At 37.6% G+C, this 24485-nt stretch carries 23 protein-coding genes and 1 pseudogene; 7 read left to right on the top strand and 17 right to left on the bottom strand.

The window, feature by feature from the left end:
* Positions 1-24: 24 nt before the first annotated feature.
* The gene (locus M3Z76_RS07330; RefSeq protein WP_293922142.1) at positions 25-912 is read right to left on the bottom strand and encodes a DMT family transporter; all 888 of its coding nucleotides are present in this window, start codon (positions 910-912) and stop codon (positions 25-27) included.
* A gap of 212 nt (positions 913-1124) precedes the next feature.
* On the opposite strand from M3Z76_RS07330, the gene M3Z76_RS07325 reads away from it, so the two are divergent.
* The gene (locus tag M3Z76_RS07325) at positions 1125-1610 is read left to right on the top strand and encodes an Lrp/AsnC family transcriptional regulator (RefSeq protein ID WP_293922145.1); all 486 of its coding nucleotides are present in this window, start codon (positions 1125-1127) and stop codon (positions 1608-1610) included.
* A gap of 264 nt (positions 1611-1874) precedes the next feature.
* On the opposite strand, the gene M3Z76_RS07320 is transcribed toward M3Z76_RS07325, so the two are convergent.
* Both M3Z76_RS07320 and ctaG read right to left on the bottom strand, forming a co-directional pair.
* Positions 1875-2336, bottom strand: coding sequence for a DUF420 domain-containing protein (locus M3Z76_RS07320; protein ID WP_293922148.1), 462 nt, complete (start codon positions 2334-2336; stop codon positions 1875-1877).
* Between the two features lie 23 nt (positions 2337-2359).
* Positions 2360-3274: a cytochrome c oxidase assembly factor CtaG gene (gene ctaG / locus M3Z76_RS07315; protein ID WP_293922150.1), complete on the bottom strand. Its 915-nt coding sequence runs from the start codon at positions 3272-3274 to the stop codon at positions 2360-2362.
* A gap of 252 nt (positions 3275-3526) precedes the next feature.
* On the opposite strand from ctaG, the gene dapF reads away from it, so the two are divergent.
* Positions 3527-4366 (top strand): diaminopimelate epimerase, encoded by an 840-nt coding sequence (gene dapF, locus M3Z76_RS07310; protein WP_293922152.1) that lies wholly within the window; start codon positions 3527-3529, stop codon positions 4364-4366.
* A 29-nt stretch (positions 4367-4395) separates the two neighbouring features.
* Positions 4396-5574, top strand: a complete 1179-nt coding sequence (locus tag M3Z76_RS07305; RefSeq protein WP_293922155.1) for an LL-diaminopimelate aminotransferase — start codon at positions 4396-4398, stop codon at positions 5572-5574.
* A gap of 122 nt (positions 5575-5696) precedes the next feature.
* Here the strand turns inward: M3Z76_RS07305 and M3Z76_RS07300 are convergent, their stop codons facing one another.
* Genes M3Z76_RS07300 through coxB form a run of 4 tightly spaced genes read right to left on the bottom strand, consistent with a single transcriptional unit; the run spans position 5697 to position 9722 of the window.
* Positions 5697-6038, bottom strand: a complete 342-nt coding sequence (locus tag M3Z76_RS07300; protein WP_293922158.1) for a cytochrome C oxidase subunit IV family protein — start codon at positions 6036-6038, stop codon at positions 5697-5699.
* A 1-nt stretch (position 6039) separates the two neighbouring features.
* Positions 6040-6675 (bottom strand): cytochrome (ubi)quinol oxidase subunit III, encoded by a 636-nt coding sequence (locus M3Z76_RS07295; RefSeq protein ID WP_293922161.1) that lies wholly within the window; start codon positions 6673-6675, stop codon positions 6040-6042.
* Complete coding sequence (locus tag M3Z76_RS07290; RefSeq protein WP_293922204.1) at positions 6675-8615, bottom strand: cytochrome c oxidase subunit I; 1941 nt, start codon at positions 8613-8615, stop codon at positions 6675-6677. Before M3Z76_RS07290 ends, M3Z76_RS07295 begins: the two co-directional genes overlap by 1 nt.
* Before the next feature lie 39 nt (positions 8616-8654).
* Positions 8655-9722, bottom strand: coding sequence for a cytochrome c oxidase subunit II (gene coxB, locus M3Z76_RS07285; RefSeq protein WP_293922164.1), 1068 nt, complete (start codon positions 9720-9722; stop codon positions 8655-8657).
* 858 nt (positions 9723-10580) lie between these two features.
* Here coxB and M3Z76_RS07280 point away from each other — a divergent pair.
* Positions 10581-11501, top strand: coding sequence for a COX15/CtaA family protein (locus M3Z76_RS07280; protein ID WP_293922167.1), 921 nt, complete (start codon positions 10581-10583; stop codon positions 11499-11501).
* 121 nt (positions 11502-11622) lie between these two features.
* Here M3Z76_RS07280 and pyc read toward each other — a convergent pair whose 3' ends face one another.
* Genes pyc through M3Z76_RS07265 form a run of 3 tightly spaced genes read right to left on the bottom strand, consistent with a single transcriptional unit; the run spans position 11623 to position 16584 of the window.
* Positions 11623-15057, bottom strand: coding sequence for a pyruvate carboxylase (gene pyc / locus M3Z76_RS07275; protein WP_293922170.1), 3435 nt, complete (start codon positions 15055-15057; stop codon positions 11623-11625).
* Positions 15058-15072: 15 nt separating this feature from the next.
* Positions 15073-16245, bottom strand: coding sequence for an FtsW/RodA/SpoVE family cell cycle protein (locus M3Z76_RS07270; protein ID WP_293922173.1), 1173 nt, complete (start codon positions 16243-16245; stop codon positions 15073-15075).
* Positions 16246-16302: 57 nt separating this feature from the next.
* A complete protein-coding gene (locus M3Z76_RS07265; protein WP_293922176.1) occupies positions 16303-16584 on the bottom strand; it encodes an Fpa/YlaN family protein in 282 nt (93 codons plus the stop codon).
* Between the two features lie 391 nt (positions 16585-16975).
* Between M3Z76_RS07265 and M3Z76_RS07260 the strand changes: the two genes are divergently transcribed.
* Positions 16976-17473, top strand: a complete 498-nt coding sequence (locus M3Z76_RS07260) for a peptidyl-prolyl cis-trans isomerase (protein ID WP_293922179.1) — start codon at positions 16976-16978, stop codon at positions 17471-17473.
* A gap of 14 nt (positions 17474-17487) precedes the next feature.
* Positions 17488-17691 carry a YlaI family protein gene (locus tag M3Z76_RS07255; protein ID WP_293922182.1) on the top strand — a complete coding sequence of 68 codons (204 nt, stop codon included), beginning with the start codon at positions 17488-17490 and terminating at the stop codon, positions 17689-17691.
* 183 nt (positions 17692-17874) lie between these two features.
* Here M3Z76_RS07255 and M3Z76_RS07250 read toward each other — a convergent pair whose 3' ends face one another.
* The 5 genes from M3Z76_RS07250 to typA all read right to left on the bottom strand — a co-directional run bounded on the left by M3Z76_RS07250 (position 17875) and on the right by typA (position 22945).
* Positions 17875-18714 (bottom strand): ABC transporter permease, encoded by an 840-nt coding sequence (locus M3Z76_RS07250; RefSeq protein ID WP_293922206.1) that lies wholly within the window; start codon positions 18712-18714, stop codon positions 17875-17877.
* A complete protein-coding gene (locus M3Z76_RS07245) occupies positions 18650-19420 on the bottom strand; it encodes an ABC transporter ATP-binding protein (protein WP_293922185.1) in 771 nt (256 codons plus the stop codon). Before M3Z76_RS07245 ends, M3Z76_RS07250 begins: the two co-directional genes overlap by 65 nt.
* A 1-nt stretch (position 19421) precedes the next feature.
* A complete protein-coding gene (locus M3Z76_RS07240) occupies positions 19422-20417 on the bottom strand; it encodes an ABC transporter substrate-binding protein (RefSeq protein WP_483310149.1) in 996 nt (331 codons plus the stop codon).
* 237 nt (positions 20418-20654) lie between these two features.
* Positions 20655-21065, bottom strand: a complete 411-nt coding sequence (locus M3Z76_RS07235) for a YlaH-like family protein (RefSeq protein WP_293922188.1) — start codon at positions 21063-21065, stop codon at positions 20655-20657.
* A gap of 29 nt (positions 21066-21094) precedes the next feature.
* Entirely contained in the window at positions 21095-22945 is a 1851-nt protein-coding gene (gene typA / locus M3Z76_RS07230) for a translational GTPase TypA (protein ID WP_293922190.1), read from the bottom strand.
* 125 nt (positions 22946-23070) lie between these two features.
* Between typA and M3Z76_RS07225 the strand changes: the two genes are divergently transcribed.
* Positions 23071-23286, top strand: a complete 216-nt coding sequence (locus tag M3Z76_RS07225) for a DUF5325 family protein (RefSeq protein WP_293922193.1) — start codon at positions 23071-23073, stop codon at positions 23284-23286.
* A 451-nt stretch (positions 23287-23737) separates the two neighbouring features.
* Here the strand turns inward: M3Z76_RS07225 and M3Z76_RS07220 are convergent, their stop codons facing one another.
* Both M3Z76_RS07220 and M3Z76_RS07215 read right to left on the bottom strand, forming a co-directional pair.
* Complete coding sequence (locus tag M3Z76_RS07220; RefSeq protein ID WP_293922195.1) at positions 23738-24127, bottom strand: hypothetical protein; 390 nt, start codon at positions 24125-24127, stop codon at positions 23738-23740.
* Between the two features lie 30 nt (positions 24128-24157).
* A pseudogene (locus M3Z76_RS07215) lies at positions 24158-24367 on the bottom strand (IS110 family RNA-guided transposase); the annotation flags it as partial.
* Between the last annotated feature and the right edge of the window lie 118 nt (positions 24368-24485).

Raw genomic sequence — 24485 nt, 5'->3', positions numbered from 1 at the left:
CTGTAAGGAAAGATTAATCTTTCTTTACAGCCTTACGCATTTTTCCGTTTTAAAGTGAGAAAATAAGTAGCACCCTCCTATAACAAGAAGCCCCCCCATCACTTGTACTGAGGTCAATTGCTCTCCTAACAAAAGAAGTGCCAAAATAGCAGTAAAAATCGGATTAAAATTCAAAAAAACTCCCGCTGTCGTTGCTCCTAATTTTTGTACCCCTACATTCCACAACAGCATGCAAACAACCGTTGAAATAATCCCTGTATAAAGCAACGCTTGAATAAAGGAAGTATTGATATTCGTAACAGAAAAGCTTGCCACATTAAAAGGTAATAAAATAATAAGTCCAAAAATTCCTGCATATAACGTACATAGTAACGGAGAAACAATTTGCATTGCCCACTTACTACAAATAGAATAAATACCCCATATGCAAACCGCCACAATCATCCATACATCTCCTATGTTAAAGCCAACTGATAGAAGCATCCCTAGCTTTCCTTGCGTCAAGACTAAAATAACCCCAAATAGCGAAAGTAGCACTGCACCTATTTGCCAAATAGTAATCTTCTCTTTTAGAAAGATCAAGGAGAAAATAGCAATTGATATCGTATTTAATGTTGAAATTAAACCTGCATTTGTTGAAGTTGTATGCTCTAGCGCTAAAAACTGACAAATATTAAATAAAACAACCCCTGTTAGTCCCATTAAAAATAGTGGTAGCAATGCTTGGCGTGGAGGCAACAGCTTTTTTTCTTTCCACCATACGATTGGCAACAGGCAAACAACCGCAATCAACCATCTTAGGCTTGTCAACGTCATCGGAGAAGCATGTTCTACAAGCGATTTACTAACAACAAAATTTCCTCCCCAAAATAAACTTGTCACAAGCAATAATAATACATAACGGCTCGGCATTCCCTTTAGCTCCTTTCCCCATTGAACATAGAGCATTGCACAATGACATTTGTATTTAGTATAATAGATTCGTTCACACAGCAAAATAACATTCTTTTAAAACCTATAAAAACAAAATAAAATTAAGTAAAGACTAATATTAATAAAATAAAATTCAAAATACATATTAGAAATAGCTTGAAATTTGAATGATTATTAAGGAGAGATTTTTGATGGAGTCATATGTAAGTAAAGTGTTAGATGCGATTGATTTCGAAATTTTAGATTTACTTCAAAAAGAATCACATATTAGCAATGCGGAATTAGCAAGGCGTGTAAATTTATCGTCACCAGCTACACATGCTAGAATTAAACGACTAGAAAGCGAGGGCTTTATCGAAAGACAAGTAGCTATTCTAAACCAAGAAAAGCTCGGCTTCGATTTACTTTGCTATATTTTTATTAGCACAAATATCCATCAATCTGAGCTACTAGAAAAACTCGAAGGCTCTTTAGCAACAATGGCTGAAATATTGGAGTGTCACTGTTTAACGGGGGAACACGATTATTTATTAAAGGTGGTCATTCGCGATCGTAAAGAATTAGATTACTTTATCAGAAAGCTAAACACACTTGGTATATCTAAAATCCAAACAAATTTATCATTAAGAGAAGTAAAAAATTCGACCATTTTACCAATCATCAATCATGAGCAATAACATAAAAAAGAGGGCGCCCAAAAAGTCATTTTGGGACGCCCCCTTTGCGACGAGGGTGGTGACAATTTGCTCCTGCGGTTACTCGTCGCAGTTAAAACCATTTGCTCCTGCGGTTACTCGTCGCAGTTAAAAACATTTGCTCCTGCGATTACTCGTCGCGGAAAAGCTCTATTGTGACAACCGCAGGAGCACAATTTTAATCAAAAATTGATTATGTAAAAAAGCGGAGCTGTCCAGAAAGTGAATTTTCTGGACAGCTCCTTTTTAAAATCCTAAAATCGCCTTAATAACCGAAGTTGTTTCTCCACCTTTGTAAATTACATATAACAGCATGTACACTGCTACACCTGTAATCGCTACGAAAAACCAAATAAGGCTTGTAATTGGTCCAATTCGACGGTGCAATTTTAAATTTGTTTTTAAACCAGATAAAATGCTAACGATACCAAATACCGCTCCAACTGTAGCTAAAATAATATGGAAAATTAAAAAGAACGTATAGTATCCTTTCACTTCATCAGGTCCGCCGAAAGCTGTATTGCCAACAAAAATTGTACGAGATGCATAAATAATAAAGAAGATTAACGCCGCAACACCTGCTGCTAGCATCACCTTTTTATGTGCTTCTATTTTGCGCTTATAAATTAAATACCACCCAATCGCAACTAAAACTGCACTAATTACGATAAACGTTGTACTAATTGTAGGTAAAATCGGTACACCCATTTTTCATTCTCCAACTCTCTGTCTTATTTATAAATTGTTTGCTCTTGAAATTCTTTTAATGCTTTCGCTGTAATTTCATCAGGGTCTTTTCTTTCACTGTTCCACCATATACGGAACACTCTAGCTAAAATAACAGCAAAAATAATTTCCTGAATAATTTTCATCAGCACACCACCGACTTGCTGGTCGCTCAGTGGGCTCATCGATGAAAACAGCTCTGGTCCTGATAATGTTAAGCCAGATAACGTAGATTGAGGTACACATAGCTCCATCGCTTTCAGCCATACATCCGCATCTGTATACGTTGCGTACATCGGGTTTGATGCAAAGATAATTAACGCACAAGCTGGTGTAATTAATACGGCATTCCCAATAATATAAGCAATTTTATACAGTGGCTTTAATTGATGCTGCCCCTCTACCATGTTTAATAACGGCCAGTACATAAAAATAGCTGAGACAAATAAAATAAATGTGTATAAGCCATGCAACGTTTCATCTAGCTTAATCGTATCAAAAATTGATGGGATATGATAAAACGAAAATAATGCAATAAACACAAATATAGCTACAAGCGGCTGTGTAAAGATTTTAAAAATCTTTCGAATCACAGGTGCATGGACCACAACATTCCACACCCACCATGGTATTCCCTTTATTAAAAAAATCGGGATTAGCAATAATAAAAATGCCATTTGTACCATATGAACAGTAAACATAATATGACCTAGCAAATCGACTGGTGAGCCCTTAATAATATAAAGAGTAATCATGGCTAATATAAAGTAAATCGCTTCACTTCTCTTCAAAGGCTCGCTCACTTTAAAATCTTTGCGCCATGTCACAGTAACTAAAAAATAGACAACAGTTAAAAATATGATGACCCCTATAAAATAAGGGCTCCATAAAGCTTGAAATCCAAAAATGCTCAATGGCATAATACCGCGCTCCTTTAACTTCAATATCTCTATTATAAAGCGCTATAACCATTAACATCAATAGAAGAACTATGACAATTAAAGCAATTTTGATAAGTAGACATCATCGAGTGAGAAAAAACACTTTCTCGGCATAACAATTATCTAAATTTAGCATTATTTCTGATATTGACAGACAAAACATATGTACTGTATGATTTAACACATTAAAACTACAGAATATGTTTAGCATATTCAAGAAAGGATGAATATATGGAATTAAAATTCACAAAAATGCAAGGTCTAGGAAATGATTATATTTATATCAATTGCTTCGAAGCTGAAATTAACTCACCTGAAGCCCTTGCTATTAAGCTGTCCGATAGACATTTTGGAATCGGGGGCGATGGCATTGTTTTAATACTTCCTTCCAATGTAGCTGATGCAAAAATGCGAATGTTTAACCTTGATGGCAGTGAAGGAAAAATGTGTGGAAATGCGATAAGATGTGTTGCGAAATACTTATATGATTACAACATTGTAGCAAAAGAAGAACTAACAGTCGAAACGCTTTCAGGTATTAAAACACTTAGCCTTTACATAGAAAATGGAGCTGTAGAAAATGTAATGGTTGATATGGGGAAAGCTGAGCTTCTTCCAGAAAAAATACCTGTTTTATTGTCAGGAGAAGGCATTATCGCTGAGCCTGTGACAATTGGAACAGAAAATTATGAGATTACATGTGTATCGATGGGAAATCCTCACTGTGTCGTATTTAAGGACAATATAGATGATTTAGACCTACCAAAGCTTGGACCTTTATTTGAAAATAGTCCTCTTTTCCCTGACCGTATAAACACTGAATTTATCGAGGTCGTAGAGCGCAATGTTTTAAAAATGAGGGTATGGGAGCGCGGCAGTGGTGAAACACTTGCCTGTGGAACTGGTGCATGTGCCTCGGCAGTAGCGGCAGTTTTAAACGGCTATTGTGAGAAAAATGTCGATATTCAAGTCCATCTTTTAGGTGGTATGCTCACAATCCGATATACGGATGATACAGTCTGGATGACAGGTGGCTGTGCTAAAGTATTCGAAGGTACAATAAATATATAAATTAAACGATTCCTGAGGAGGAAAATCCATTGAATATTAATCAACATTATTTAGAGCTTCAAGACAGCTACCTTTTTTCTCTCGTCACTAAAAAAGTAAATGCCTATAAAGAAAAAAACCCTAGCAAAGAAGTGATTCGACTAGGTATAGGCGATGTCACGCTACCTCTTGTTCCAGCCGTTGTGGAGGCCATGCAAAAAGCCGTCGCTGAACAAGGCGAGAAAAGCACCTTTAAAGGTTATGGTGAAGAACAAGGCTATGAATTTCTTCGTCAAACAATTTGCCAATACTACTCCGAAAAAAAAGTTTCTCTCTCTGATACAGAAGTTTTTATAAGTGATGGCGCAAAAAGTGATATTGGGAACATTCTCGATATTTTCGATATAGACAACACAGTTCTTATTCCTGATCCTGTCTATCCTGTTTATGTAGACACAAACGTGATGGCTGGTCGAAAAATCATTTATGCAAACGGTACTGTAGAAAATAACTTCTCTCCTCTTCCAGATGAAAATATAAAAGCAGATATTATTTACCTTTGCTCACCAAATAACCCTACAGGAGCAGTTTATAATAAAAAGCAGCTTGAAAGCTGGGTATCCTATGCACTAAAGCATGATGCTGTTATTCTTTTTGATAGTGCCTACGAAACATTTATTCAAGATGAAAGCTTACCTACAAGTATTTATCAAATCGAAGGTGCAGAAAAATGTGCAATTGAATTTTGCTCTCTTTCTAAAACAGCTGGATTCACAGGAACACGCTGTGGCTATACAATCGTCCCACATGCGCTTATTCGTAATAATACGTCGCTTAATAAGCTATGGCTAAGAAGACAAACAACGAAATTTAACGGCGTTCCATATATTGTACAAAAGGGCGCAGAAGCTGTTTTTTCAAATGATGGACTGCAACAAATTAAAGAAAACATCGCATATTATATGGAAAACGCCAAGCTTATTTCAGGAACACTGAAGGAGCTTAACATTTGGCATGTAGGCGGTGAAAACTCGCCGTATATTTGGCTGAAATGTCCGAACGATATGACATCATGGGATTACTTTGATTACCTTTTAGAAAATGCTCAAGTTGTTGGCACACCTGGCTCAGGGTTCGGCTCAAATGGCGAAGGATTTTTCAGACTTTCAGCTTTTGGAGAAAGAAAAAATGTGATAGAAGCAATGGAAAGATTGCGTAAACTGAAATAAAATTTTTAAGAAGCAGTTTGAAAGGAAGTTATCTTTTTTCAAACTGCTTCTTTTTCATTTTTACAGTAATGAAAAAGGTACTTGGCAAGTTAACTTGCCAAGTACCTTTTTTGAAGCAACAATTACCACCAAATAATTGTTAAGAAGCATAAGAAGAATGTGAAGGCGATAAAAGCGCCTCCCCACATGAAGAATGAAATTACTCCGATGTGGTGACCATTTTTATCATCCATATGCATGAATGCATATAATTGCTGTACTACTTGAACACCAGCAAGCAATAATACAAATGGCTTAACAAAGTTTGGTGCAAAATCTGCTACTGCTGATGCAAATGCTACGAAAGTTAATAAAATCATAATCGCAAATTGCGTTACTTGTGTGCGCATTTTTGCTGCATTTGCTTTACGATAATACTCTTGTTGGACTTGAGAACGAGCTTCGAAATGTGTATCGTGTGCCATATTATCCTAACACTCCCATCAAGTAAACTACAGTAAAGATGAATACCCATACAACGTCAATAAAGTGCCAATAAAGCGATGCAATAAAGTACTTTGGTGCGTTGTATAAATTTAATCCACGCTTCATATTACGGAAGATTAAACTAGAAATCCATACTAAACCGATAATAACGTGTAATCCGTGCGTTCCTACTAATGTAAAGAATGCTGAAGAATACGCTGAATGTGTGTAACCAAAGCCGATGTGTACATAGTGATAGAACTCGTAAATTTCAAGGCATAAGAAACCGATACCTAAAATTACTGTAATCCCCATCCATGTTTGAACACCTTTAAAGTTAAAGTTTTTCATATGGTACATTGCGTACACTGATGTTAAAGATGATGTTAAAAGCAACATCGTCATTGCAAATGCTAAAGGTAACTCATAAAGTGCCTTCGCTGAATATTTTGTTAAATCCATACTAGCAGGACCTGAATCCTTTAACGCTAAGTATGTTGCAAAAAGACTTGCGAACAGAACAACCTCACAGGCAAGGAAAATCCAGAAGCCAACAAACTTATTTTTCCCTTCCATTGTTGCTTGTTCAGCATGCTCAGGCCAATTTTGAGGAGTGAATTTAGTATTTAAATCCATTAGTTGTTCCCTCCTTTTTTACCTGCTGCACGGAATTGTGCTAAATCCTTCTCGATTGCTTCAACTTCAGCTACATGTACATGATAGCCTAAGTCGTCTTTCAATGAACGAGTAATCATTGAACCAACTGTAATACCTAAACCTACAACAATTAAACCAACAGATAATGCTGGTGATACACTTTCTGCTGTACCTGCAAGTGCTTGTTTGCCCCATGGACTATATAATGCACCAAATGCAGCGATAAATGTACCGATTGACATAATTAACGGTAAAATTGAGTTGTTCGGCATATGAATATCGCCTAGTGGCTCAGCATAAACCATACCCTCTTTATTTCCTTCTTGCTTCTCAATCCAATATGGATCATATCCACGTACAAGTGGCGTTTGCTTAAAGTTATAGAATGGTAGTGGTGTTTCAAGTGCCCACTCAAGTGAACGTCCATCACCCCAGTAATCGCGACGATTAAGAGGTTCAGATTTAATTGATAATAATACATTAAGTACTAATAAAATTACACCTACACCCATCATTGCAGCACCGATTGTTGAAATCATGTTGAATAAATCCCAACCTTGGTCTGGCATATATGTGAATACGCGACGTGGCATACCCATTAAGCCTAAGAAATGCTGTAAGAAGAATGTTAAATGGAACCCGATAAAGAAGATCCAGAAAGTTAATACACCTAGCTTTTCATTTAAAGCGCGGTTGAACATAATCGGCCAGTAGAAATGCGCTGCCCCGAATAATGCTGTAACGATACCACCTACGATTACGTAGTGGAAATGCGCTACGATAAAGTAAGAATCGTGTAATTGGTAATCAAGTGGTGCAGCAGCCTGCATAACCCCTGTTACCCCACCCGCTACGAATGACGGGATAAAGCCAAGTGCATAAAGCATTGGTACAGTAACTTTAATGGAGCCACCCCAGATTGTTAAAATCCAGTTGAACACTTTCATACCAGTAGGTACAGCAATTGTCATTGTTGCTACTGCAAAAATAGCGTTCGCTGTTGCACCAAGACCTGTTGTGAACATATGGTGAGCCCATACCATGAATCCTAAGAATCCAATTAAAATTGTAGCGAATACCATTGAAGAGTATCCGAATAAGCGTTTACGAGCGAATACTGGAATAATTTCAGAGAATAAACCGAACGCTGGTAATACTAAAATGTAAACTTCAGGGTGACCAAAGATCCAGAATAAATGCTCCCAAATAATTGTGTTACCACCCATTGTATGTTCGAAGAAGTTAGCGCCAAACATACGGTCCACTAACATTAAGAATAAACCTACAGTAAGTGGAGGGAATGCGAATAAAATTAACGTACTTGACACTAATGATGTCCACGTAAATAGTGGCATACGCATAAATGTCATACCAGGTGCACGCATCGTAATAATTGTTACGATAAAGTTGATACCAGAAATTAGCGTACCAGCACCAGAAATTTGTAAACCAAGAACATAAAAGTCAATACCATGTCCTGGAGAATATAAAGATAATGATGCATATGAAGTCCAACCTGCATCAGGTGCTCCACCTAAGAAGAATGATAGGTGAAGGAAAACTGCTCCTAGGAAGAATAACCAGAAACCTAGTGCATTTAAGAATGGGAACGCAACGTCACGTGCCCCAATTTGTAATGGTACAATGGCATTCATAAATGCAAACAGTAATGGTGTAGCAGCTAAAAATAGCATCGTTGTACCGTGCATTGTTAACAATTGGTTAAACATTCCCGCTGATACGAAAGTATTCTCTGGGAACAATAGTTGAAATCGCATAAACAATGCTTCAAGTCCGGCAATAGCAAAGAATAGCGTACCGGCTGCTAAATACAAAATGGCGATTTTTTTATGGTCGACAGTCGTTAAATAGTCCCATACTTGTGCGCCAAATCCTTTTTTTTGTGCAACAGAGCTCACAACTTTAACCTCCTTCAAAGTTTCTATCTCTTGTAATTATTATTTTTCTACAGATAATGTCATTAAGTACTCAGCAATCGCTTGAGCCTCTTCTTCTGAAACATTATATTTACCAGTCATTAAGTTACCTGGCTTGTAGTATTCTGGATCATTAATCCAAGCAGCTGTTTTTTCTGTTGTATGCTCTAAGAAACCAGCTACACGGTTACGATCTCCAAATGTCGTTAAGTTTGGTCCCATACCGCCAGATACACCAACACCAGAAATTGCGTGACAGCCTAAGCAGCTGTTTGCGAATGTTGCTTCACCTAAATCCGTAGAATCAGCTGATGCTGTTTGACCTTCAGTAGCTTTCATTGCTGCTACCCAAGCATCAAATGCTGGTCGATCTAAAGCTTTTACTTTAAAGTCCATTAAGGCATGTGATGGTCCGCAAAGCTCCGCACACTTACCGAAGAATACGCCTTCTTTTAAGCCTTCTGATGTTTTATCAAACTCTAAGTAGAATTTGTTTAAGTTATCTACGTTTGTATCCATTTTCCCACCAACAGCAGGAATCCAGAATGAGTGCTTAACGTCTGCTGCCATTAAGTTGAAATATACTTTTTCATCCGTTGGCACTACTAATTCTTGAGCAGTAACAATTCCTTGGTTTGGATATTCAAACTCCCACCAATATAATTTTGCTGTTACATTAACTGTTAAAGCTGTTTTTTCTCCATTTTCATCTACCTCTTCCATTGCAGCAACATCTGCAAATTTATAAGTAGATATTAACACTGGAACAGAAATGATAATTAATAAAATAATTGGAATAACTGTCCAAATTACTTCTAGCGTGTGACTTCCTTCAACTTGCTTCGGAATTACGTTTTCTCCGACTCTTGAGCGACGGAATTTAACGAATGCAAGTAAGTAAATTACTGAAACAATAATCGTTACTACTGTCATGATGATTGTTGTCAGCAGTAAAAGATTCAATTGTTCTTTCCCGACAGCACCAGATGGTCTTAGAGTGGAAAGATGTTCTTCACCACAAGCTGCAAGGAACACTGTCATTACTGCTAAAAGTGAAAATAGACGCCATTTTTTAAGCCCTTTCATCATAGCTTAATTAAACCCCTCTTTCTTTTTTGTATTTCCATGTGTGACTCGGACTATGGTTCTCTATATGAATTATTGTTACAGAAAGAACCTTTACCTAACGCTCAGTGTAATTACAGCTCTCGTACTAACTTCAAGCTGCCTTCGCCACTTTAATAACATTGATTGCCCCATACTAGCTTATCCTAAATGGGCAACTAGTATAATGTTATTTAGTAGAACGAATATTATTTTCTAATTGCACACTGAACAATCCTCGTATTTCTTCACATGCTAGCACGATAGATGCTAAAATTACAAAATCTCGCTTACAGCATTACTAAACAGCTTTTACAAATCAGCTTCAATTATGAAAAATAAAGTTTTTCTAAATTTCCTTCAATAACCTCTGCAAGGAAAAATTAAATAAAAAAGTTAGATTAAACGATAACAATCTGTCTAATAAATGCGAGAAGATTTTTGTACGATAGAAATCGTCTAAGCGCTACCTTTTTTCCATTGCTAAAGCGTTATCTAAATTGTAAATGAAACTGCCTTTCATTTTTGTAAGCATATTCCGCTAACATAACTATAGCGAAATTTGTCTTCAATTTCTAGACGTTTGGTGAAATTTCAGTGAAGAATACAGAAAAAGTCCATATACTGTTCTGAATATAGAAATACCATATTCTATAGTAAGCTATTTTACAATCACTTTTGTGAATGTAACGGCACGAATTTATGAACAATTTGTGAAAAGCTTTCTACATTGAAATGTCATTTTATGAATGAAGTTGTCTTTTACGTTATAATTCGCTATCATCTAAAACTAGAGACGCTTTTTTTTAAGCGATGTTGATAGACAAAGTAGGTGGCATATCATTGCAGCATAGTAAATATTTAAAATGGCTTGCAGTAGCAGCAACAATTGGGATGTTATTAATCCTTCTAGGCGGCGCGCTTGTGACAAAAACTGATAGTGGTTTAGGCTGTGGACGAAATTGGCCTGATTGTAACGGTTCGCTCATTCCAAAGGAAATTACAACAGAAGTATTAATTGAATTCTCACATCGTGCTGTAACTGGCTCAGTATCCATTCTTATAGTTCTTTTAGTCGCATGGACTTGGCGCACGCTTGGCCATATTCGTGAAGTAAAGTTTTTAGGCTTTTTAGCTATTTTCTTTTTAGTCGCTCAAGCATTAATCGGTGCCGCACAAGTGTTGTGGGGACAAGGCGATTTCATTTTAGCACTGCATTTCGGCATATCATTAATCTCCTTCGCCGCCGTATTGCTGTTAGCACTCATTGTATTTGAAGTCGATCGCAAATTCGACGCAGATAAAGTGTATATTGGTAAAACATTGAAATGGAATATCATTGGTGTGACACTTTATTCTTACATTGTCGTATACACAGGTGCATTAGTACGTCATACGGACTCTAGTCTTGTCTGTCCTGACTGGCCATTTTGCCGAAATAGCTCTCCAGCTGAGCTCCCTCGCAATATGTATGAGTGGGTACAGATGGGGCATCGCTTCGCAGTATTACTTATCGTTATTTGGATTGCCTATATTACATGGCATGTTGTCAAGCATTACAAAAATCAAGCAGTCCTTTATTGGGGCTGGATTCTCGCTTTCGGTCTTGTCATTGTACAAGCATTAGCAGGAATGCTTGTTGTTATTACAAGATTGAATTTATTTGTTGCATTATTGCACTCTTTATTTATTTCTATCTTGTTCGGTCTATTTTGTTATATGATTCTACTCGTTTCTCGTAGCAATTTGAATCAGAGACAATAATAAAAAAGTGAAGCCAATGCGGTTTCGCTTTTTTATTTCTTCAAATGAGAAATACTTCAATAAAATGCAAATAGCTGATGAGCAATGTAGGAACTAGCCCACATTGCTCATCAGCCTTATTTTATTCTAGCTCGACTAATAAATCGCCTGTTGAAATCGCATCGCCTGCTGCTGTGTAAATTTCTTTGACAATGCCATCTTTCGGTGCTTGAACTGTCGTCTCCATTTTCATTGCCTCTGTAATTAAGAGGTGGTCGCCTCGCTTCACAGGACTACCTTTTGATACAACAACTTTTAACACTGTGCCAGGCATTGTTGCTGCAATTTGGTTTGGATTAGATGGATCTGCCTTCATTGCAGCATTGCCATCCGCCTCAACCGTTAAATCTTGAATAACAAGTTCACGTGATTGACCATTTAGCTCAAAGTAAATTGTACGTGTACCATCATGCTGTGGCTCCCCAATTGATACGAGCTTAACGATTAATGTTTTTCCTTTTTCAATCTCTACTTCGATTTCTTCCCCAAGCTTTAAGCCATATAGGAATGTCGGTGTATCTAAAACAGATGTATCACCAAATTGTGCATAAACATTCGCATATTCCTCAAATACTTTCGGATATAATGCATATGCAAGCACATCCTTTTTCGTTACAGCGCGCCCGATTTTCCCTGCAAGCTCAGCTTCTAATTGCTCAAAATCCACTGGTGCTAACAGCTCGCCTGGACGAACTGTAATCGCCTCTCGCTCCTTTAATACTACACGCTGTAAATCTTGCGGGAAGCCGCCATGTGGTTGCCCTAAATAGCCTTGGAAAAACTCAATAACAGAGTCTGGGAAGTCGATACTTTGCCCACGCTCTAAAATATTATCCTCTGTTAAATCATTTTGTACCATGAACAACGCCATATCCCCAACAACCTTTGAAGATGGTGTTACTTTAACAATATCTCCAAACATAAAGTTAACACGTGAGTACATTTTCTTTACTTCATCCCAACGATCGCCAAGTCCAACCGCCTTTGCTTGTTGCTGTAGATTACTATATTGTCCACCAGGCATTTCATGCACATAAATTTCTGAGTGTGGACTATTCATACCGCTCTCAAAATCTTTGTAGTATTTACGTACATCTTCCCAATAATAGTTTAATTGCTCCAATGCTTCAATATCAGCACGTACTTCGCGGCTACCGCCCTTTGTTGCATAGTATAGAGAGTTTGCGCTTGGCTGAGATGTTAAGCCTGCCATTGAGCCTAAAGCAGTATCAACGATATCTACTCCTGCTTCAATTGCCTTCGCATATAGGAAAATACCATTGCCGCTCGTATCATGTGAATGCAAGTGAATTGGTAAGCTTGTCGCCTCTTTCAATTCTGAAATTAGGCGATACGCCGCTTCTGGCTTTAATAAGCCTGCCATATCTTTAATCGCTAAAATATGTGCGCCTGCTGCCTCTAGCTCACGTGCCATATCTTTATAATACTGCACCGTGTATTTGGCACGACTATCATCTAAAATATCGCCTGTATAACAAATTGCTGCCTCAGCGATTTTCCCTGTATTGCGTACTTCATCGATTGCAACTTCCATTCCTTTAATCCAGTTCAAGCTATCGAAAATGCGGAATACATCAATACCTGATGTCGCTGATTCTTGAATGAATTCACGAATTAAATTGTCTGGATAGTTCGTATAGCCAACCGCATTTGCTCCACGCAATAGCATTTGGAATAGTACATTTGGCATTTGCTGACGCAATTTTTCTAAACGAGCCCATGGATCTTCCTTTAAGAAACGGTAAGCAACATCGAATGTTGCACCACCCCACATTTCCAGTGAGAAGAAATTATGCATCATGCGTGCCGTATGGTCTGCAATTTGGAACATATCCTGCGAACGCATACGTGTAGCAAGCAATGATTGATGTGCATCCCTAAACGTTGTATCTGTTAACAGCACACCTTCCTGTGCTTTAATCCAATCAACTAAACCAGCCGCACCACGCTCATCTAAAATTTGCTTCGTACCAGCAAGTGGTGCTGTTAATAAATCGATTTTAGGTTTATTTGGCTGTACAAAAATTGGCTTTGTTCGCTTTTCTACTCCTGGGAAGCCATTCAGCGTCACATTACCAATATAGCTTAATAGCTTTGTTCCACGGTCTTTTCTTTCTGGGAATCGGAACAGCTCTGGTGTTGAATCGATGAAGCTCGTATCAAATTGCCCGTTTAAAAACTTCTCATGCACAACGACATTTTCCAAAAATGGAATATTTGTTTTCACACCTCGAATTCGGAATTCTCGCAAATTTCTGTCCATTTTAGACGCAGCTTGGGCAAAAGTCATTCCCCATGTTGAAATTTTCACAAGAAGTGAATCGTAATAAGGTGTCACAACTGCTCCTTGGAAGCCGTTCCCTGCATCTAAACGCACACCGAAGCCACCGCTTGAACGATACACCATCAGCTTGCCTGTATCTGGCATGAAATCATTCGTTGGATCCTCTGTCGTTACACGAGATTGAATTGCATAACCAAATAGCGGAATATCATTTTGTGCTGGGATGCCAATCGCTTCAGAATGTAATGCATGCCCTTCAGCTACTTTAATTTGCGCATGGACGATATCGATTCCTGTAATCATTTCTGTAATTGTATGCTCCACTTGAATTCGTGGATTCACCTCGATGAAATAAAAATCATCACCTGCTACTAAAAACTCCACAGTACCTGCATTAATATAGCCTACATTGCGCATTAGCTTTACTGCCGCATCGCAAATACGTTGACGTAAATTAGCAGAAATAGAGTTCGATGGTGCAATTTCTACTACCTTTTGATGACGACGTTGGATTGAGCAATCGCGCTCATATAAATGAATAATCTCACCTGTTGTATCCCCTAAAATTTGCACTTCAATATGCTTAGGCTTAACAATGCATTTTTCAACATACACTTCATCAGAGCCAAAGGCTGCTTTCGCTTCTGATTTAGCTCGCTCATAAGCTGAAGCAAGTTCTTCTTTTGCTTGTACCATACGCATTCCACGACCACCGCCGCCTAATGCTGCTTTAATCATAATTGGATAACCATGCTTTTCACCGAATGCCTCTACTTCTGCTAAATCTGCTACAGGACCATCCGTACCTGGAATTACCGGAATATCTGCTTTAATTGCTTGCTCACGTGCTTTTACTTTATCACCAAACATATCTAAATGAGCTGACGTTGGTCCGATAAATTGAATGCCTTCCTCCTCACAGCGTCTAGCAAAGTCGACATTTTCTGATAAAAAGCCATAGCCTGGATGAATGGCATCAACTTTCGCATCTTTGGCAATCGAAATGATGCTTTCTATATCTAAATAGGCATCGATTGGCTTTTTGCCAATCCCTACTAAGTATGCTTCGTCTGCTTTGTAGCGATGATAAGCGCCGCTATCCTCGCGTGAATAAATCGCAACGGTTTTAATATTAAGCTCGTTACATGCTCGAAAAATTCGAATTGCGATTTCTCCTCTGTTTGCTACTAAAATTTTGTTGATTTTCTTCATTCCCCAAAATCCCTCCTATGATTGCTTACGCTTATCAAATTTATAGTACATGGAAATATTGATTAATATTCCCATAGCTAACGATAATAAAAGTATTGACGTACCACCATAACTAATAAATGGCAACGTAACACCTGTTAAAGGGAAAATCCCAGCTAAACCTGCCAAATTTAAAAACGCTTGGAAGCCAATCCATACAGCAATTCCACCAGCAATCATACGCGCTAATGGATCTTTTGTCGTCATAGCAATATATAAACCTCGTAATACAATAAAGGCAAGTCCTCCAATCACAATTGCTACCCCAAGCACCCCAAGCTCTTCTGCAATAATTGCCATAATAAAATCGGTTTCAGGGTGAGGTAAATAGCCGAGCTTTTGAATCGATTGCCCTAGCCCCCGACCTTCAAGCCCCCCTGCTCCAATTGCCAAATAGCCATTCACAATTTGATAACCCGAGCCATCAGCATATTCAAACGGATTTTTTAAAACTAAAAAGCGGCCCATACGACTTTCAGTAAGAATATCGCCTTTGATTAAAAATACAGCAGCTATAATAATCGTACCGAAAATACCTAGTACCGCCACAAATTTCCCTAGCGTTCTACCTTTAATACCGCTAAACGCTAAAATAGACATCGCGATGACACCAATGATTAAAACAGCTCCTAAGTCTGTTTCCATCCCAACGCTAAATAAAATAAGCAGCCATATAGAAATTGGATAAATAATATCATTAGGCTGTACATTTTGAATGGAGCTTTCACGCAAGCCCTTTTTATAAAGTGAGCCTGCAAAGTATAAAATGACAAATAGTTTAGCATATTCGGAAGGCTGGAAGTTCATGATACCAAATAAGGAAATCCAACTTTTAGAGCCTCCTGCCGACATCCCATTGATATTTACCCAAGCTAAAAGGACTGCCATTACACACATTAACATGAATAGAATTGTTTTATTACTATAGTGTTTATACGGAAAAAAGGCACCTACTATAAAGGCTAATGCCGCAACTTTTAAATTGGTTAATTGCTTTGCATAATAAGCATCTGGTGGCTTCTGTTCCGTAATAGCTACCATCATACTAGAGCTATAAATCATTACAAGCCCAAAAAGACATAGTAAAATATATGTAATAAATAATGGGTAGTCAAAATTGCGGAAATAAGTAGCAAAATATTTTTTCATTTCAAAAAACCTCATTTTAGAAAAAAAACTCAAAGCGCGTAAAGCGTTTGAGTTTTTTTATTTTTCTGTATACGCATCATGTAAAAGGGATAATTCTTTTTCTAATGAATCAAGAATCCCCTTTCCTTGCTCACGCTCAATTAAGCCAAGCTTCACAGCAAAATCGATTTCGCGTGATAAGCCAAACATTTGTGTATCTAATACTTCTTCGTATAAAGGACATTGTGGCATTGTCAAATTATCCATTTGCACTTTAATTAAGCGAGCAATTTTCTCTGCATCCGCCTGCAATTGTGTTAATGCCTTTTCCTGAAAAGAAGATTGTGATGTAGTATCCATGAGGACGCCCCCATTATTTGATATTTCTTGGATTGTATATTACTAAATTTTATCTTTTAGTGAGTAAAAATGCAAGTATCTATATAAGGAATCTACTCTTTTACTCTACTTCACTATGATAAACCGAGGCAGCCACTAATAGCAAGTAACTTTTTTAACTTGACTCAACAAATCTTTTTGCGATGAATAGCAGGATAAATACTAAATGCCATTTTAATCAAAGGGCATCCCCATCAAGCCTCTAGCAGATGTCACAACTTCTGCTATGAGGTATGGACACAATGTCAGTGAGACATAATTGATAATAGAAATTAATTACCATGAATTGATTATTAAGCTAGAAAAACGGTATACTATAGTTTGATGTAAGGAAGAAGGAGGATTTCGTAAAATGCAAGGAATAATTCCGATTAAAGGCGCTGTTACATATAACTTAACACTTGATCCAACTGTTTGGATTTTTGATGACCGTAAACTTGATTTAAAAACATACTTCGATGAAAAGCCGGTACAGGAAGAGGATGAAAAATATTTGCGTGAGGTTGGTGCACACTGGTCACGTGAAATTATGGAAGGAGCTGTCTTCCCCCCTACTTTAAAAACGGAAAGAAAATTCGACCGTAAAGGGATGGTAACAGGAACATTCGGCATTGAAATTAAACCTTTCTTAAACAACGCTGGCATTAAAGAAGACGCAACAGAGGTTGTTTTTGAATGCCGTAATGGAGAAGAGCATACTTTTTCAATTGAAGAAGCAAAAACGTTAATTTTTAAATATAGTCAAGATGGCAAGCCGTTAACTGAAGATGGACCAGTGCATATATTATTGGCTGATGGCTCAAACATTGATAACCCAATAACACATGTAGAAGCGATTCGTGTTCAATAGGAGGAAATTTAATTATGCGTGTTAAATGTGTCATTTGTGATACAATCCAGCAGCTTGAGGATGATTTACCCCTTGCAAAAAAGCTGCGCAATCGACCAATCCATACGTATATGTGCAATTCATGTTCTACACGCATTGCTGATAATACTAAAAGAAGGCTCGCTACAGGCAAGTTTCGTTTTTTCCGCACCTCTTCAAAGTTTGATGAGGAATTTTAAAAAACAAATGATGCTGCCAAAAAAGGGGAATTTGCTTTTCTGGCAGCAGTCATATCGCATCAGTTTAGATTTTGATACTTCACTTTTATTTGCGACTCTCTCATTTCAAGTGTGATTTAACCCACAAAAATACTGATTACCCCATCCAAAGTGAATGTAGCAATCAGCTAAGCTTAATAATCTCTATCTACTTTTTTTCACTAATTTGCGCTCTACAAATTCCACAAGCTGATACATGATTGTGGCAAATACAGCAATAATCATCAATGCTAAAAATACAAGATTGAAATTAAACACCTGGAAGCCATAAATAATTAAATAGCCTAGCCCTTTTGCCGACACAAGAAATTCCCCAACGATTACCCCAACCCAAGATAGCCCAACATTGACCTTTAATGTCGAGATAATAGTAGGAAATGATGCTGGTAAAATGGCCTCTTTAAAAATTTGTGCACGGTTAGCATTAAAGGTTTGTAGCACCTTTACATAATTTGTATCTACTTCGGTAAAAGCTGTATATATAACAATGGTGGAAATGATAACGGAAATAATGGCGCCCATTGTAATAATCGATGTCATGCCAGGTCCCATCGCCACAATTAATATAGGGCCAAGCGCCACTTTAGGCATCGCATTTAAAACGACAAGATAAGGGTCTGCCACTTTCGAGAAAAAAGGAGACCACCATAAAATTGCCGCAATAATTGTGCCAAGCAATGTGCCAATAATAAAGCCCAATACCGTTTCAAATAGTGTAATATTGACATGTAGCATTAGCGTGCCATCTGACCACTTTTCAATAAATAGATGCCATACTTTTGATGGTGCACTAAAAATAAGTGGATCGACCCAACGATTGGACGAGGCAAACTCCCATAAACCGAGAAAGCTGAGAAGAATGATTACTTGAATAAGTCGAACAATATATTTTTCTTTTTTCAATGCTCTTTTATACTGTTCATGAAGAAGTTGAATGTTCAAGGCTTTCAAGCTCCTTCCAAACGCTTTGGAAAAATGCACCATAACTCGCATGTGTACGTGCTTCAAATGGTGTCAAAGCGGCTAATTGTTGCGGCACATCAAATATTTTATGAATCGTGCCAGGCTTTGCACTCATCAAAATAATACGGTCGCTCATAGCAATCGCTTCACCAATATCATGCGTCACTAAAATTGCCGTTTTTTCATAGCTTTTCAGCATGGCGCATACTAAATCCTCAAGCTTTAATTTTGATTTATAATCCAACGCTGAAAACGGCTCATCTAATAATAATATTTTAGGATTCACCGCTAATGTCCTTGCTAATGCAACGCGTTGCCGCATCCCGCCGGATAACTGTCTTGGATATTTTTTTTCAACGTTAGGTAAGCCAACAGCATCGAGCAATTGCTGTGCTGTTTGTTTTGCCTGTGCTTCCTCATGCTTGAGCAATTTTAAACCGAGCATGACATTTTCCTCAATTGTTTTCCAAGGAAATAAATAATCCTGCTGTAGCATATAGCCAATCGACGTACTTTGACTATTTCCCTCAACTGCAATATCGCCTACTGTTGGCTCTAGCAACCCTGCCATAATTGAAAGCAATGTCGATTTTCCACAGCCACTCGCCCCTAAAATTGAAACAAATTCACCATGCGCAACAGAAAAATGAATATCACGCAATGCCTCTGTCGCTACCTCTTGTGAAAAATACGTATGAGAAATATGATTGACTGTTAGCATCGCCATATTAATTCAGCGCTTTCTCAGCAAATGAAGTATCTACAAATTCATTATAATCCATTCTTCGCGGTAGCTCGCCTGCTTGCTCAATAACATCCTGTAGCAGCTCCCATTCTGCCTCATCTAAAATAGGATTTTTAGCATATGATTCCTGCGCTCTATAACGCTCAACAACGGTAGCTATTAAAGACAGCTCTGTATTTTCAAAATAAGGAGCAATTGACTTCGCTACATCTTCTGCACTATTTGCATAAACATAATTTTGTGCCTTTTGAATAGCACGTGTAAAGCTTTCAGCAACTTCTGCCTGCTCCTCTAAATAGCTTTTCTTTGACATGAATGTCGTATATGGTAGATGCCCTGATTGCGCACCAAAAGAAGCAACAATATGTCCAACTCCTTCTAGCTCAAAAAGGCTTGCAGTAGGTTCAAACAATTGCACAAAATCACCTGTTCCTGAAGCAAAGGCAGTTGCCACATTAGCAAAGTCGATATTTTGAATTAGCTCAAGGTCGTTATGTGGATCAATGCCATGCTGACGTAACACATATTCTCCAGCCATTTGCGGCATACCACCTTTGCGCTGTCCAAGAAAAACAGAGCCCTTCAGCATTTCCCATGAAAAATCATCAATTTTCTCCCTTGCCACTAAAAATGTCCCGTCCGTTTGTGTTAGCTGTGCAAAATTAATAATCGGGTCATTTGCTTCCTGTGCATTGACATAAATCGATGTTTCTGAGCCAACAAGTGCCACGTCTATGCCATCAGATAAAAGTGCTGTCATCGTCTTATCACCACCTGCAATCGTCCTTAAATCAACTTGCAAGCCCTCTTCCTCAAAGAATCCTTCCTCTATTGCTACATAAAGCGGAGCATAAAAAATCGAGCGTGTGACTTCTCCGACCCGAACCTCCGTCAGCTTCTCCTGCTGACAAGCACCTAATAGGAAAAACATCAAGCACGATAGCATCACTAGAAAACCTTTCCCCCTGTGTCTAAACATAACCAATCCTCCTCACGTACAACTGTTATATCTAGAGTAGCGTATGCATAAAGGGAAAAATGTGTTCGCAGAGGATACTTTACTTGCTTGAAATGAAACGATGCTATGAATATCAGCGGATTTTCTTGATATATCGGCGACTTTCATGATGATATCAGCGAAATTTCCAATATATCAGCAACTTCCCCTAGCTCATAAAAAAAACTGCCATGCCTAAATAACAGCATGACAGTCCTATTAATTATTATTTTCAGCAGCTTGCTCTCGTTTTTCGCGCCACATACGTGTTTTATAAACAATTAAAATTAATGCGGCGACAATTAATCCTTCAATCATTGGTAGGAAGAAGGCAAACAGTGTGAGTAAAATACAGCCAACAAATAAAAATAGATAAATAATTATATTTTTCATTAATGGTAGCTCACGCGCAAAGCCTAGCTTAAATACTAGTGCTGATAAAGCGAATATTACTACTAGTGTAATATATCCTGGAATCGTATAATCTACTACACCATCTGCATCTATACGTGAAAAATTTTCATAAATAAAGCGTGTAATTCCTGACATACGTCCATAAACTAATGGATCATTAATCGTTGCAACAGATGTAGATGCTTGAATCAAGTTTGAAGCTAAATTCAACAACATTACTCATCCTTTCACATGTTCACGCGAAATTATTGCTCCGTTTCCGCGTATTTTTTCTTTTTCGCAATACGTTCACGTTCGTTTTTATCTAAAATTTGCTTACGTAAACGAATTGACTCTGGTGTTACTTCTAAATATTCATCATCACTTAAATATTCAAGTGCTTCTTCTAATGTCATAATACGTGGTTTTTTAATGACGTTTGTTTGGTCTTTGTTCGCAGAACGGATATTTGTCTTTTGCTTCATTTTCGTAATATTTACTGTAATATCGTTTTCACGCGTATTTTCACCAACGACCATACCTTCATATACTTCTGTACCAGGCTCTAGGAATAATGTACCACGATCCTCTACTTGCATCATACCATAAGTTGTCGATTTACCGTTTTCCATTGAAACAAGTACGCCTTGGTGACGTCCACCCACTTTGCCCGCTACTACTGGCTGGTAAGAATCGAATGTGTGGTTAATGATACCGAAGCCTTTTGTTAATGACATAAACTCTGTTGTATAACCGATTAAACCACGTGCAGGTACGTTGAAAATAATACGTACTTGTCCATTACCATTGTTGACCATATCAAGCATTTCGCCTTTACGTGTCCCCAGTGATTCAATAATTGAACCTACGCAGTCCTCTGGTACGTCAACTTGCACGCGCTCGATTGGCTCACATTTTACGCCATCGACTTCTTTAATGATAACTTGCGGTTTTGATACTTGTAGCTCGAAGCCTTCACGACGCATGTTTTCAATTAAAATCGATAAATGTAATTCACCGCGACCAGAAACCGTCCATGCATCTGGTGAATCTGTATCTTCTACACGTAACGATACGTCCGTTTGTAATTGTGCACGTAAACGCTCCTCAATTTTTGAAGACGTTACCCATTTTCCTTCGCGTCCAGCAAATGGCGAGTTGTTTACTAAAAACGTCATTTGTAATGTTGGCTCATCAATACGTAATGGTGGCAATGCCTCAGGATGCTCTACAGGACATACTGTTTCCCCTACATTGATTGCTTCCATACCTGATACTGCGATTAAATCGCCCGCTTTAGCTGTTTGGATTTCTTCACGTTTTAAGCCGAAGAAGCCGAAAATTTTCGTTACACGGAAGTTTTTCACTGTGCCATCAAGCTTCATTAATGATACTTGCTGTCCAACTGAGATTGTCCCACGGAATACACGACCGATACCGATACGACCAACGAAGTCATTATAATCTAAAAGAGCTACTTGGAATTGTAATGGCTCATCTGAATTATCTACTGGTGCTGGAATATGCTCAATAACTTGCTCAAATAAGCATTTCATATTTTCTTCTTGGTTTGCTGGATTTGGATCCAGGCTTGCTGTACCATTTACACCTGATGCGTAAACAACAGGGAAATCTAATTGGTCATCATTGGCATCAAGCTCGATTAATAATTCAAGCACTTCGTCTACTACTTCCTCAGGACGAGCTGAATCTTTATCTACTTTGTTAACAACAACGATGGGTGTTAAATTTTGCTCTAACGCTTTTTTCAATACAAAGCGTGTTTGAGGCATACAGCCTTCATAAGCATCTACTACAAGTAATACGCCATCTACCATTTTTAAAATACGTTCAACTTCCCCACCGAAATCGGCATGTCCTGGTGTATCTAAAATGTTAATGCGTGTACCTTCGTAGTTTACTGCTGTATTTTTAGCGAGGATTGTAATCCCACGCTCACGTTCAATATCATTTGAGTCCATTGCGCGTTCTTCTACTTGCTCATTTGAACGAAATGTACCCGATTGCTTTAATAATTGGTCAACTAAAGTTGTTTTCCCATGGTCAACGTGCGCGATAATCGCGATATTACGTAAATCTTGACGTAAGTTTGTCATTATTCCACTCCATATTCTTTTTTCGAATGTTTAACTGTGATATTATAGCATAAGAATAGTTAATTGTCTTTGTCAATTGATTGACATGAGTTAATTTTATAGAAGAGAGTTTGGAGGAAAAAATAATGAATAAAGCAAAATTCGTTATGTTCATTTATGCATTAGCTGCTATTTTATCAATGGTTGGCATCGGTTTTTCCGTATCGCTTATCGGCGTAACGGGAACAAAATACGATACAGCGGGCATTATCGGCGTTCTTGCCTGTATTATTGTGATGTGTATTATTTTTATGATGGCATTCAAAACGAAGCGGAAATTTAAAGAACAAGGTTTACTATAAAAAACAGCGCGAAAAATATTCTTCGCGCTGTTTTTATGTCATTATGTAAATTCGGCTGTGTTAGTGAAGCCTCTCTCGCCCTGTAAAATGTCGTCTTGCTTACTTTTATTGTTGGGTAATACTCATGATGGCACTGCCTTCATGATGTATTGATTTTGAATAGGGCATGACTTTATCTTATCAATAATATTGGATTATGAGTTCTTATCCTCGAATCTTATTATTTTAATCGTAATAAAAAAACCTTGAAAGGTGGTTAGCCAATCAAGGTCATATTTAAGATTGTCTTTGAAATTAAACTTGTACAGATAGTATAACTTCTAGCACCTTCATATCTATCAGTACCTTCGTTTAAAATAAAAATTATCTCTTAGTTGCATAAATCCTTTTTTAAATGTCCTTTACTGTTTATCACTTAATAATTCACATGGTAAAATGCCTTTTTAGTTAGTTATAAACATAAGCTACGTTTCACTTCTGCTAATAAATTTATCAACTCAGTTTTCCCTGGAGTTTTTTCCACTTCTTTTTTCACATTTTTGTCCAAATAATCGTAAAATGTTTGAAAGTCCAAAAAGGCCATTTGTTCAATTTCAACCGCTGGATAACCTAATTCTATTAAAACATGTTTTTCATCTAAAGGTCTTGGTAATTGTGCCATATCATATTCATCTAAATCCGATTGAAAAAAGGCAAATACTATCTCTTGTCCATATCCTTCTTTTTCGGCAAAGCTTTTTAGTGCTTTTTCTAGATATTTTCCACTTATGAAATTAAAATATGTTAGCATTAATTTATCAATATCTTCTTTACTTTCCTTCACTTGATATTCTCTACTCATTTCATTGTCACCTTCTAATCACGTCATATCTTAGTTAATAATGTTTACAAGCCTTCTCATGATATATACCAATGCTTGTCCCTTTGTTTTGCCTTCTTTTAATTTTTGTTGGTAGTAAGCATAGGATAAGGGATTTATTAGTAATTCACTTCCTTTTGCTACTTGTATTTGCTGGACGGCTAGGTTATAAAATGAGGTGTGTAATGCCTAATTTCCATACTTGCTTTTTTGTTCCCTGCCATATCATAATTAGCCTAGCCATGTAAAATATCATTCCGTTTCACTAGCGTCGCATTAAAATAATTCAACGCATCATATTAAACTGAATTTTCTGTAATATAATCCAAGCATAAAAAAA

The sequence above is a fragment of the Metasolibacillus sp. genome, from assembly GCF_025291715.1.
GTDB classification, from domain to species: domain Bacteria; phylum Bacillota; class Bacilli; order Bacillales_A; family Planococcaceae; genus Metasolibacillus; species Metasolibacillus louembei.
This window is presented reverse-complemented; position numbering and strand designations above follow the sequence as displayed.